Annotated in this window: 9 protein-coding genes; 1 reads left to right on the top strand and 8 read right to left on the bottom strand. The window is 45.7% G+C overall.

Annotated elements, in window-relative coordinates:
- Window positions 1-37: 37 nt before the first annotated feature.
- Window positions 38-1810 carry a sulfate permease gene (locus MHI38_RS20635; protein ID WP_154891674.1) on the bottom strand — a complete coding sequence of 591 codons (1773 nt, stop codon included), beginning with the start codon at window positions 1808-1810 and terminating at the stop codon, window positions 38-40.
- A gap of 183 nt (window positions 1811-1993) precedes the next feature.
- On the bottom strand, window positions 1994-2323 hold the full coding sequence (locus MHI38_RS20630) for an ArsR/SmtB family transcription factor (RefSeq protein WP_154891673.1): 330 nt from the start codon (window positions 2321-2323) through the stop codon (window positions 1994-1996).
- A 132-nt stretch (window positions 2324-2455) separates the two neighbouring features.
- Here MHI38_RS20630 and MHI38_RS20625 point away from each other — a divergent pair, with 132 nt between their 5' ends.
- A complete protein-coding gene (locus tag MHI38_RS20625; RefSeq protein WP_154891672.1) occupies window positions 2456-3175 on the top strand; it encodes a suppressor of fused domain protein in 720 nt (239 codons plus the stop codon).
- A 111-nt stretch (window positions 3176-3286) separates the two neighbouring features.
- Here MHI38_RS20625 and MHI38_RS20620 read toward each other — a convergent pair whose 3' ends face one another.
- The 6 genes from MHI38_RS20620 to MHI38_RS20595 all read right to left on the bottom strand — a co-directional run bounded on the left by MHI38_RS20620 (window position 3287) and on the right by MHI38_RS20595 (window position 12300).
- Entirely contained in the window at window positions 3287-4864 is a 1578-nt protein-coding gene (locus MHI38_RS20620; protein WP_154891671.1) for a glycoside hydrolase family 43 protein, read from the bottom strand.
- A complete protein-coding gene (locus tag MHI38_RS20615) occupies window positions 4861-5760 on the bottom strand; it encodes a carbohydrate ABC transporter permease (protein WP_186375587.1) in 900 nt (299 codons plus the stop codon). The genes MHI38_RS20620 and MHI38_RS20615 overlap by 4 nt, the downstream gene beginning before the upstream one ends.
- Window positions 5761-5775: 15 nt before the next feature.
- A complete protein-coding gene (locus MHI38_RS20610) occupies window positions 5776-6750 on the bottom strand; it encodes an ABC transporter permease (protein WP_186811797.1) in 975 nt (324 codons plus the stop codon).
- 305 nt (window positions 6751-7055) lie between these two features.
- On the bottom strand, window positions 7056-8726 hold the full coding sequence (locus tag MHI38_RS20605; protein ID WP_154891704.1) for an extracellular solute-binding protein: 1671 nt from the start codon (window positions 8724-8726) through the stop codon (window positions 7056-7058).
- Window positions 8727-8881: 155 nt separating this feature from the next.
- On the bottom strand, window positions 8882-10486 hold the full coding sequence (locus MHI38_RS20600) for a response regulator transcription factor (protein WP_154891670.1): 1605 nt from the start codon (window positions 10484-10486) through the stop codon (window positions 8882-8884).
- Window positions 10487-10497: 11 nt separating this feature from the next.
- Window positions 10498-12300 (bottom strand): sensor histidine kinase, encoded by a 1803-nt coding sequence (locus tag MHI38_RS20595; RefSeq protein ID WP_186809824.1) that lies wholly within the window; start codon window positions 12298-12300, stop codon window positions 10498-10500.
- Between the last annotated feature and the right edge of the window lie 40 nt (window positions 12301-12340).

Raw genomic sequence — 12340 nt, 5'->3', positions numbered from 1 at the left:
TTAATATATACCATGCAGGGATTTATTGGAACGCTTATTATAGAGCTGTTTTCCCTGTAATCACTTTCCACTTTTTATGTTCCTCAGACTTAGAATCCAACCCACAACCAGACAAAGCTGCACACTCCCGAAACGCAAAATGTTTGCATCCCTTACACTTCTCTTGGTTCAGATGCCTTAATGCATAGGTTATAGCTTCTCCCGTATGTTCAAACCGATGGGCCGGATCTAATCGTTCCAGCAAACCTGTTCGTTTCAGCATTTCGAGCGGCTGCTCCTGAAGTCCCGACAATAGTACGATCCCGCCAGTACGTTCAAAATGCTTGATTAAACTAGCCAGGTTAGCCTCTCCTGTTGTATCGATAAAAGGAACTTTCCCCATGCGTAACAAGAGCATACCTGGACGCTCCGGAAGTGAATCCATAACCGATTTTTCAAACATATCCGCTGCACCAAAAAATAATGGCCCTTCGATCGTGTACAGGCTGATCTGTGGACAATCATGTCCCTCCCGTACCATGTGAGCCATGACCTTCTCATGTTTATGATCCGGATCAGGCAGTACCTTGGCCACTTTCAGCATCTCGCTCATTCGTTTCACAAATAGAATGACCGCCAGAATCAACCCCACCTCCACCGCAGTCGTAAGGCTCGTGAATACAGTAAGAAGAAAGGTCAAAAGCAGTACAAGCGAATCCCCCGTTCTGGTTCGCAGTACATAAGCAAAGGATTTTCGTTCACTCATATTCCAGGCTACCAACATCAGAACCGGCGCCATACTGGCAAGCGGTATATGGGATGCATACGGTGCAAATAAAATCAGAACAAGCAAAACAACAACACCATGAATTACGCCCGATAATGGAGACACTGCACCCGATTTAATATTTGTTGCTGTACGAGCAATGGCTCCTGTCGCCGGGATTCCACCGAACAATGGTGTGACAAGGTTGGCAATCCCCTGCCCAATCAGTTCCCGGTTGCTGTTATGGCGGCTGCCCGTCATACCATCAGCGACAACAGCGGACAACAGCGATTCAATACCACCGAGCATAGCAATGACAAAAGCAGGTTGCAGCAGATTCACGATACGCTCCCATGTGATCTCCGGCAAGTGGAATCCAGGTAAAGTTCCAGGAATAGTACCGAAAGATGAGCCAATCGTAGCCACCTGATCTTTGAAAAAGACGGCTGCAACAACGGTCGAGCATATCAGACCCAGCAGGGAAGCAGGCACTTTGGGTGCAAACTTCGGCACAAGCAGAAGAACAGCCAGGCACACCCCCGCTGTCAGAAAACTGTATATATTAATCGTCCCGATGTGCATCCCGATCTCTTTCATATTGGAGTAGAAATCCTCATGTTTCGTGACACCCGTAAGTCCCAGCACATTAACGATCTGTCCACTAAAAATCAAAACAGCGATGCCTGCTGTAAAGCCAATCGTCACGGGTCTTGGAATGAATTTAATTAATGCTCCGAGTTTGAATACCCCCATAACAATGAGCATCAGTCCAGCCATCATGCCAGCAATAAGCAAATTTTCATAACCATACTGCATGACTATAGCAAAAAGAATTGGAATAAATGCCCCTGTCGGCCCACCGATCTGAAATTTGGAACCGCCCAGCAGTGAAATCAAAATACCTGCAATAATGGTGGTATACAATCCATATTCCGGCTTGACTCCAGAGGCGATGGCAAAAGCCATACCCAGAGGAATCGCAATAATACCTACAATCAGCCCCGATATCAGATCCTTGCGAAAATCAGCTATTCGATACCCCGCATATCTCCCGATGCCTCTCATGCTCCATGACCTTCTTTTCTTCATATATTTGAATATTTGAATATAAAGTGAACACTACTCCTTGATATATGCTCTGTCAATCGCAAATATCACAATCCTATAAAATTGTGCTTCCGCTACCTGATCTTGCAAACATCAAAACAAGAGCTCCCTGCTAACTTCCGGTTGCTCTTGTTTCCTGTGTCAGCTGTCTTTACGCATATCCTCAAGCATCGAAATCGCATCGACTAGATGGTTATCAAAAATCTGCTTGGCAACGGCAAGCAGTTCCTTAATCAGCGGATCACGAAGGGAGTAGGTGACTGTAGTACCTTCTTTCATGCCCTGTACTACATTTTTGCTACGCAACACAGCCAGTTGCTGGGATACCGCAGATCCTTCCGTTCCAAGAATGCTTTGCAGTTCATTGACGCTTTTATCTCCTTCACTCAGCAGTTCCAGAATGCGAATTCGCATCGGATGTGCCAGTGCTTTGAAGAAATCGGCTTTGAACTGTTGTACGTTCTGATTCATACCCTTTTGCTCCTTCAATCGAACTCATCAACCTGACCCTATCATACCATAGAACGAAGTGAGGGCTTCCATTCACACGATATGATATGATGAAAAAGCGAATACATTATTTGGTGCAAAGGAGCAGTAAACATGTCTAATTCATCTGAATATTCGCCTTCTGGCGTTCCTATTATTCGTCATAAAGATTTGGATCGCGAGTGGCAATCTACTTCTTATGCAACAACCGAATGGCTGCAGCGGATTGAGAAACACGCGGATACATATCTTGGCGAAGCCGACTCTGTGTTCCATGAGCTGGTGTCCGATAGAGTTCATATCGATGTCCATATCATTCGTCCAACACCAGAACGTAATTATTATACGTTGTATACCACAGGTATGAGTGCCTTGCCAATGAATACGCCTGAAGATGCAGAGGACTATGAGTATGCAGAACTGATGATATGTTTACCTCCGGATTGGCCTCTATTAGAAGAAGAATTAGAAGAATCCGATAATTACTGGCCGATCCGATGGTTGAAAACGATGGCTCGACTGCCACATGACTATGATACCTGGCTGAGTTGGGGTCATACAGTACCCAATGGCGACCCGGCAACGCCATTTTCTAACAATACAGATATGTGCGCCTTAATCGTGTTACCTCCACTTGAGGTTGAAGAGGATTTCCTCACACTGGACATGGGGGGTGGGCAAACTGTGCACTTCTATGCGATCCTTCCCATTTATCCGGAGGAGCTTGAACACAAGCTGGAGTATGGCTTGGACGCTCTGCTTGATCAATTTGAAGCACATGACGTGAACGAAATTTTGGATGTAAACCGGGTCAATACCTGCGGGGAAACGTAGCATCCTCATCCAGATATGTTCACAACGAACATCAAAAAAGCTCAATCCTGTGCGCCTCTGCTACTGGACTGAGCTTTCTTGGATTGATATTTTGTTATTCGCCGTTACATATCAGTACGAACCATATTCGAACCAGTCAAAGTCCGCCACCTGATCGGAAGACTTACCATTACTGCTACTAAACATGCCGATACAGCACCCAACAAAACCACCAGCCACCTCCGTGCTCAAACTGGTCGTATCCACTTGCCCTGCAACCAGATGATACTTACTTCCATCGATGCTGTAGTAGAAGCTGAGTTGTTGTCCTAGCGCCACCATTTTAATGTAAACACGCGGAGTTTCTCCATCCAGCACAACTTGGCCAACCTGTGATTCCTCACCACCAAGCCACGTCATTACCCGCAGCACCTGCTGCTCGCCTTCACATGCACGTTCGATTCGCACGTGATACTGGTCATTCTGGATAACCACCAGACCCGCCGTCTCATATTCATGTTGCGGCACAAATTCCATCGCAGTCGCTGCAACATAATCCATATGCCGCTGCCGTACACAGACAAAGCTGGAATTCTCAAGTTCCTTCAATGTTTGCGGTTTCAGCTTCAAGCGCAGGTAACCTTTGCGTTCAGTCAACGAATACAGGTTCTCCTGAGGATTACGCAGGAACATCCACTGCAGGCCCAATTCATCATTGTCAAAATTTTCACAGCGCAGATCTGGTTCCACAGGTACTGCTGGCAGATTCAATACCCCCTGCTCCTCCAGTTTGCCCAGCCCTTGATTGACGACAGGCCAGCCATCTTCCCATTCCACTGAAGCAATGAATGTCTCACGACCAAGATTACTGAAAGCCCCACCATATGGTCTGGAAGCCAGCATCACCATGAACCATTGACCGTTAGGTGCCTGTACCAGGTCAGCATGTCCAACATTAATAACCGGATAATGCTTGCCCATATGACGATGCGTAATAATCGGATTATTCGGATTGCCGACGTAACCTTCGGTCAGACTGTTGCTACGTGCAATCGTAACCGCATGGTTCAGACCTGTGCCACCTTCGGCAATCATCAGGTAATAATACTCACCCATTTTGTACAGATGCGGTCCTTCCGGCCAAATCACATCTACCATCGCCCCACGCCACAGAACATAGCTGTCTCCGACCAGCTTCATGCTACCCAAATCCAGTTCACGAAGCCACACTTCCCAGTTTCCGTTGTAACGGACGCCTTCCGAGCAAGGCCGTGTACCTAAATAGTATGCTTTGCCGTCTTCATCGAAGAATATGGTTGGATCGATACCTTCCGCACCTTCAATAAAATAAGGATCAGACCATGGCCCAGCCGGATCGGTAGCGGTTACAACAAAGTTCCCACCATGAGATACATTCGTTGTGATCATATAAAAGAGTCCATCATGATGCCGAAGCGTCGGTGCAAAGATCCCCTGCGAATGCCCTGCGCCCTCCAGATTAAGCTGAGACTCACGATCCAGCACATTGCCGATCTGTTTCCAATGAACCAGATCACGGCTGTGAAAGATCGGAACGCCAGGAAAATAGGCAAACGTGGATGTGACCAGATAAAAATCTTCCCCTACCCGGCAGACAGACGGATCTGGATAAAATCCTGGCATGATCGGATTGTTAAACGTGCATTGCTCGCCTTGATTAACATTGTTCATTCTTTTACCCCTCCAATGGTGAGTCCAGTGACAAAGTATTTTTGCAAGAATGGATAAAGCACGACAATAGGCATGGCTGTCACAATAGTGATGGCTGCCCGAATGGATACGGGGGTGACCATATTCGTCACATTTTTGTATTGATCCACATTGACCGTTCCCCCTTGTGACGTTGCCGAAGATAACAGCTTCATCAGTTCATATTGCAAGGTGGTCAAATTGCGGTTACCTGCCGTATAGAGCATGGAGTCAAACCAGGAGTTCCACTGACCTACAGCAATAAAGAGAGCCACCGTAGCCAGCACCGGCTTAGAGAGCGGAAGCACAATACGCATAAAGATGCGGAAATCTCCTGCACCATCCATTTTCGCCGATTCAATCAGTCCTTCGGATAACCCCTGAATATAGGTACGGATGACAATCATGTTGAATACCCCGATGAGTCCGGGAATAATGTAAACCCAGAAGCTGTTCAGTAGCCCCACTTGTTTGATCAGCATGTATCCAGGAATCAAGCCGCCGCTGAAATACATCGTAATCACAAAGAGTGTCGTTACAAACTTGTTGAACATGTATTCCTTACGGCTCAGTACATAAGCCAGCATGGCTGTACAGAAGAGCTGTACCACAGTTCCAATGACCGTTCTGGCAACTGAAATAAATGCTGCTTGGGTCAGATGTGGATTTTGGAACACAGAAACATAGTTTTGCAGCGTCCACTCTCTCGGCCAGAGATAGATTCCCCCGCGAATCGTATCCAGACCGTTATTGAAAGATACGGCAATGGTGTTTAAAAAAGGATATAACGTAACAACCATAACAAGCAACATAAATATGCCATTGGTGATAGAGAAAATTGAGTCACCCAGGCTTCGTTTTCCGCTAATTCGATTCACAGCGCTGCCCCCTTATCATATCAACCGCTCTTCCCCAAGAGATTTGGCAATCCCGTTGGCGATAAAGATGAGCACTAGACTGACCACACTTTTGAAGATTCCTGCCGCGGTGGCAAGTGAGTAGTTTCCAAGATTAATCCCGTATTTTAGAACAAAGATATCAATCGTCTCGGATACATCCTGCACCAGTCCGTTCCCCAGCAAATATTGAATCTCAAAGCCTGCATTCAGTACGTTACCGACGTTGATAATCAGCAGGATAATGATGGTTGGTTTGATACTCGGAAGTGTGACATTCCACATTTTACGGAAACGGCCGGCTCCATCAATGGAGGCTGCCTCATACAGACTTGGATTAATGGAAGCCATGGATGCGAGATAGATAATCGTGCCCCATCCAATCTCTTTCCACATGCTCGACAGACCAACGATGCCCCAGAAGTATTTGGGTTCGGCAAAGAAATTAATCGGCGCATCAATCAGCCCCAGCTTGGTCATCAGCACATTCACAATCCCGTTTTCCGTCGACAATACATTCGCAACAATGCCTGTCACGATGATCCACGATAGAAAGTGCGGAAGATAAGAAACGGTCTGCACGACACGTTTAAATAAAACCAGCCGTAGTTCGTTGAGCAAGAGTGCCAGACCAATTGAACCGACAAATCCAAGAAACAGACTGATCAGACTCATCGCCAGTGTATTGCGAATGACACGCAAGAAAGTCGGGTCTGTAAATAACGTTCGGAAATGATCCAGTCCTGCCCAATCCTGCTCCATAAAACCAAGGCCTGGTCTATAGTTTTGAAAAGCCATGAGCCAGCCCCATAAAGGCCCATACGCAAAAATAGCAATAAACGCAATGAAGGGGAATGACATCCACATCAATTGGCGCTGACTTTTCATTCTGGACAAGTTATACCCGATCCAGCTCTTCCCCGAAGGAATATGACTGGTGTTGACCGAGGACTGTAGCTCCTTTTTAGCCATGCTTTTCTCTCTCCTTGATTCCGAGTTTTATCTATATCATCCGAAGCGGATGATTCGAATCCATTCCTGTCCAATGGGTACACGTTTATGTGTGGATTAAGAAAGGCTACAGGATGTCCTATAGCCTCTCTGCCTTGACCTTAGCTATTACCTACTGATACCGCTTCTCGTATTACTCTTCACACCACTTATCATGCTATTTGTCATATTTCTCTTACCGTAGTACTTTTCGTAAGGCTTATCGTATTGCTTATCTTGCTTCTTATCGTATAACCTGTCTTACTACTTGCATCTGTTTCACCTGTTTAACCCCATAGCTCTACACGTCTGCGAACCTCTTCGGTCAGTGCATCCTCATAGGCTTTGATATCCGCACTTTCTTTCAGTGTGGATTGATATTCTTCCCACGCCTGATCAAACTCTGCTGGTGAGGTCATGATCACTTTAGGCAACCATTTGCGTTTCACATCGTCCATCTTCTGTCTGGCAATTGTTTCTGGCTTATTCGGTTCAAAATTGAACGTGTAGATCGGGAACCATGGTTCGTTCTCTTCTGCAGGCTCCAGGAAATCCGTGAATTTGGTGTATCCGTAGGCCTTGAGCACTTTTTTATCAATGTCATTCAATGTAGCAAGGTATTCTTCAGGCTGTTCTTTCGGGTCCATCGCGTTTTTACCGTCTGCTGTCATGCCTTCATGGTGAGGGAAATATACCAGCGGGCTTCCAGTGTTGGCAAGTACCCAGTCCGGATCTTTCGAATTGGCACGTTGCTCCTCGTTACGGGAGAATACACCTTTGTCATCCACCTGATAATCTACATCTTTCTGTCCCCACGTTCTCAGAACTTCCGTCTCCGGATCAAGCAGGTCGTTAATGTATTGAAGCGCTCCTTCAACATCTTTACAGCTCTTCGTGATCGCTAGTCCGCCGTTGACGTTCAGAATCGGCTTATGCTGATAACGTCCTTTTACATCTTCGGACAACGTAATGGACAGTGGTACATACGTTCTTTCATACAGCTTTTGTTTGACCAGAGAAGCCTCTGCGTCGAGGAACTGCCATCCCTGGTCGACCATTCCCAGTACGCGTCCCGTTGAAATTTTGGAAATGTACTGATCGTAGTTGGCTGTGAACGTTTCATTGTCGACGAGCCCTTTATTGTAGACCTCATTGATCTTTTTAAAATAAGCCTTGGCTTCCGGAATCGTATTGTAGTTTTTCGCTGTTAACGTAGCCTTATCAACAATTGCGGCTCCTTCATTCGGATAGCCGGCCAGGAACAGCGGCGGGTTCTCCAAGGCGAAGTAACGCCAGTCGTAAGAAATGATCTCGAATCCGATGGTCGGCTGGCCGTTAATCGTTGGATTCGCTGCTTTGTACTTTTCGATCAAGTCAAAGTACTGATCCAGCGTTTTGATCGTTGGATAATTCGCCCACTCCAGCACCGCTTTTTGAATCCAGAACGCTTCCCCGTCATGGGATACTTTCATAGACTCGCCTTGTAAATTCCCGAATTGCGGAATGAAGTAGATATGACCATCCGTTGAATTCTTCATTTTCTTCCAATTGTCACCGAGATAGTTTTTGATATTCGGATATTTGTCGATGTAGTCTTCGAGTGGCACAAGCGCACCGGCAGATACTAATTGCTGTGTACCATCACTGCCATCAATAAAATCCGGATACTCTCCGCCTGCAATCATTACTCCAATTCGTTCTTTGGCGGTCTGGCCTGTGAGCCAATCCATCGTGACACGCACGCCTGTTTTTTCCTCAATAGCCTTCATTACGCGGTTATCATCAGGTGCGAGCTTGCCTGGTACAGCAAAAAATGCGGAAAACTGCTTCAGTTCTTTGCCATCTGCCGTTTTCTCCTCCGGTTTGGAAGCCCCTGGTGTACAACCGGCGAGCACAACCGTAAACATCAACGTGAGTAGAACGAGTTGCCTTAATCTTTTTCTGACATCCTTTTTCATCATGACCCCTCCAGCGAAGTATGTTGAGAGACACTCTTTAGAAAGCGCTTTCCAAAGGTTGATTTAAAATTATCATTGTTACTTGCTCTCCTCAACGGGACAAATTATAGACCTCATCCCAATAATTCCAGATATACAAAAAATCCTGCTCCCCCTCAAGGCGCGCAGGATGATGAATCCGAGTTATGCATCGTTTGTGCCCTTTTTCGATACTGGGCAGGCGTCTCTCCCCTGATTTTCTCAAACCGGTTAATGAAATAATCGGAGTCCCGATACCCGACCTTCGTTGCAATCTCATAGACTCTATAATCCGTTCTGCGTAACAATCGAATGGCCTCGTCAATACGAATCTGATTCAGGTAATCACTGAAACTCACGCCATAATGCTTTTTAAAAATCTGGCCCAGATAGGCGCTATTCATGAAAAAATGCTCTCCAAGCAGCTTCAAGCTGACATTTTCCATATAGTGCTCATGAATGTAAGCCTCGACTCGCGCCAGTACACCCATTGCATTCCACTTCTGACGCTCTTTCAGCTTCTCCGCACATGTGTATGAAAAGTCGCAGAGATTCTCGATATTCTCTTCCATGGACAGCATGGCATAGTTCGTCTGCAGAAATGTGGACTGCATCCATTCCTCATCTGAATTCAGATCCGTATCGTCCCTGTTCACTAATCCAAGCAACGTGTACGCCAAATAATGAAGATGAATGCCCACGATGCCCGGCTCAATGCGTTGCTCCAGAAAAAATTGAAAAATGGCCTGCGCATGACCGCGTATATCTTCAGTCTGTTGCTCCTCGATCGCTTGAATCAGTCCGTCAAAGAGCTGTTTTTCCCGTCCGGCTGGTTGATTGGTAAATACACTTGTGTCCATATGTTCAAAATAATAAATCGGCCCGTACGCACTAAAGAAACGCAAACTTTTAATCTTACCGCAAGAATAATAGGACTCGTGCAGTTCCTCCAGCCTGTGCACTTCCTTGCCGACATAGATGGCTATGGCTGCACCCTGTATCTGACTTAGCTCTGTATACAGCCTTGTAACGTATTGTTCCAGTGATAATGCCTCACGCTTCAGCAACAGGTCGGTCACAATATGCAGCACTCGGTTTTTCTCACCTGTAAAAGATTTCAGGACATAGCCTACATGATTCTGATTGATATGGGCTTCCACGAGCAGACTCCCATCGTTCTGCTGTTGTTCTCGCTCCGATTCCGTTTCAATCATCAAGCATCGCAACTTCGTCATTACATCCCCATATGAGACCTGGATACTGGCGAGTGTATCTTCATCTGCCGTTCCAAGCAAAATCGATTGCACCTGTTGAGTCATAACGATATGTTCCTGTTTTTCCTGATGCCGCTTTTCTTCCGTTCTTTCCATGAAAGCCTTGCGGAAGGCCACCAGCACTTGCAACAACTCATCCTTCACAATCGGTTTGAGTATATAATCGTTCACCTGATATTTGATCGCTTGTTTGGCGTACTCAAACTCATAGAAACCGCTAAGTAACACCATCTTCATCTCGCCGCCGTATTGTTCGTAGATGATTTTCGCGAGTTGCATGCCATCCATTTCCGGCATTTTAATGTCGGATATGATGAGGTCGGGCCGCATTGTTCGGATACATTCGAGTGCCTGTACCCCATTAGAAGCCTGACCACAAACTTGAAACCCAAGTGAATTCCAATCGATCAGCAAAAGCAGTCCTTGGCGAATAAATGGCTCATCGTCCACAATCAGCACGTTGATCATATTCTCGCTCCTTATCCCTGAGATGCTTGTACAAGCGGAATTTGTATGCGAATCGTAGTCCCCTTGTACCTTTCACTGTCAATGCTTACTTGCACACGTTCATCGAAATACATTCGAAGCCGAATATATGCATTCATCACTCCAATGCTGCTCAGTTCGCTAAGCCGTTCCAGACTCGGATCAAGCAACATCGTTCGAATGAGTTCCAGCTTGTCCTTCTCCATGCCAACTCCGGTATCTTGGATCACAATATGTAGTTGCTCGTTATACTTCTGGAATCTGACTTCCACGACTCCATCATTCAAACCACCTTCAATACCATGGATACAAGCATTTTCGACAAACGTTAACACGGTCAGCTTCGGAATCTTCATCTCCAATATCTCAGCATCGGTAACGTCAATAACGAACTGTAACTTCTCGCCAAACCGATATTGCTGGATCACCAGATAACTTTCGACAAAACGAATCTCATCTTGAATGCTTACGAGATCATTGCCCCAATTAATCGTTTGCCTGAGCAGCAACGCCAGCTTCTGAATGATATCAGAGGTCTCATGTTCATCCTTGATCAGACTACGCATGCGAATGGTTTCTAGTGTATTAAACATAAAGTGTGGATTGACCTGACTCTGTAGCGCCTTTAATTCAGCCTGTTTCTTGGAAAGTTCAAGCGCCTGCCGTTCGACCTGCCCTTTAAATACGATCTCGATCAGATTCCTGATTTTGATGACCATCATATTGTAACTATGGGTTAAGCTACCGATCTCATCCTTGCCCGCAGGTTCTACAATCACTTCAAATTTTTCCTGTTTAACTTGATCCAAATGCGTTGCAATTCGGCCTACCCTGTGAACAAGGGATCTGGAAATAAGCCAGATAAGTAGTGTTGGTACCAGCAGATTAACAATAATCAGCAGAAGCAGATTGAATCTGGAATCCACGATCTCCGTCAGAAAATCCAGCTTCTCTCCACGCACAATAATCTGCCAATTTTCCGATACGACAGGAATCAATTCTGTGGACTGTCCCTCATCCTTCGACATGCCAGACATGAGATGGAACGGCTTCCTTGCCTGATTCATCTGTGCATCATTAGAGAAAATAATCCGATCATTCGAAACGATATAGATTTTGCCGCCCGCTCCCTCATTTTTGAACGATTTGTTAATGAAGGCGTAGTCGAGATCTACCTTCAATACTTTTTCCACCTGCTGTTTCCCGAAATAATTGAGTTTGCGTATAATGCTAACCTTACGGCCGCCTTGAGTTTGCGACATCTCTGCCTGCTGCTTGTCAAAATAGGAATAAATCATCATCTGGTCGTCTGTGTTCATGAGCGCCTGATACCATTCACTTTTCCTTATGTCATCATTCAGCTTGATAAAGTTGCCGCCATTTACAAACGTATCGTTATCTACATAAAACGTCACCTGATTCACTTGCTGATAACTGTAATAATACCGAACCAGATTGTTGCCGCTCAGCATATCATAATATGCAAAATAATAGTCTTCCTGATTGTTGTATTTGGACTCCATAAACCGATTCAGCGTAGCATCCGTATATAAAAAATTGGATACGTACAGGCTGTTATCCAAGCTGTTCCGCAGATTAAAGCGAATCCGTTGCTGCATTTCGTTGATCCGGCTCTGTTCTTTGGCTTCAATCTGTCCTTTGATGCTTTGATAAAACACGGCATTAGTTGCCACCACAGGAACCAGCACACAAAAAATAAACATTATGTATAACTTCGTTCTAAGACTCCAATCATCCAGTAACTGAATACGCTTACACTTTAACTTGCGTTTCATGTCGTTGTTGTCTCCCCCACCCGTGTCATCCATTACCACC

The organism is Paenibacillus sp. FSL K6-1558 (assembly GCF_038002565.1).
Classification (GTDB): domain Bacteria; phylum Bacillota; class Bacilli; order Paenibacillales; family Paenibacillaceae; genus Paenibacillus; species Paenibacillus polysaccharolyticus.
The sequence above is the reverse complement of the archived record's forward strand: the minus strand, read 5'-3'. Positions and strand labels throughout refer to the sequence as shown.

Coding starts and splice junctions, on each gene's coding strand:
- MHI38_RS20605 (WP_154891704.1), bottom strand. CDS start 8,726: ATGAAAAAGGATGTCAGAAAAAGATTAAGGCAACTCGTTCTACTCACG.
- MHI38_RS20600 (WP_154891670.1), bottom strand. CDS start 10,486: ATGATCAACGTGCTGATTGTGGACGATGAGCCATTTATTCGCCAAGGA.
- MHI38_RS20595 (WP_186809824.1), bottom strand. CDS start 12,300: ATGAAACGCAAGTTAAAGTGTAAGCGTATTCAGTTACTGGATGATTGG.
- MHI38_RS20625 (WP_154891672.1), top strand. CDS start 2,456: ATGTCTAATTCATCTGAATATTCGCCTTCTGGCGTTCCTATTATTCGT.
- MHI38_RS20610 (WP_186811797.1), bottom strand. CDS start 6,750: ATGGCTAAAAAGGAGCTACAGTCCTCGGTCAACACCAGTCATATTCCT.
- MHI38_RS20620 (WP_154891671.1), bottom strand. CDS start 4,864: ATGAACAATGTTAATCAAGGCGAGCAATGCACGTTTAACAATCCGATC.
- MHI38_RS20635 (WP_154891674.1), bottom strand. CDS start 1,810: ATGAGAGGCATCGGGAGATATGCGGGGTATCGAATAGCTGATTTTCGC.
- MHI38_RS20630 (WP_154891673.1), bottom strand. CDS start 2,323: ATGAATCAGAACGTACAACAGTTCAAAGCCGATTTCTTCAAAGCACTG.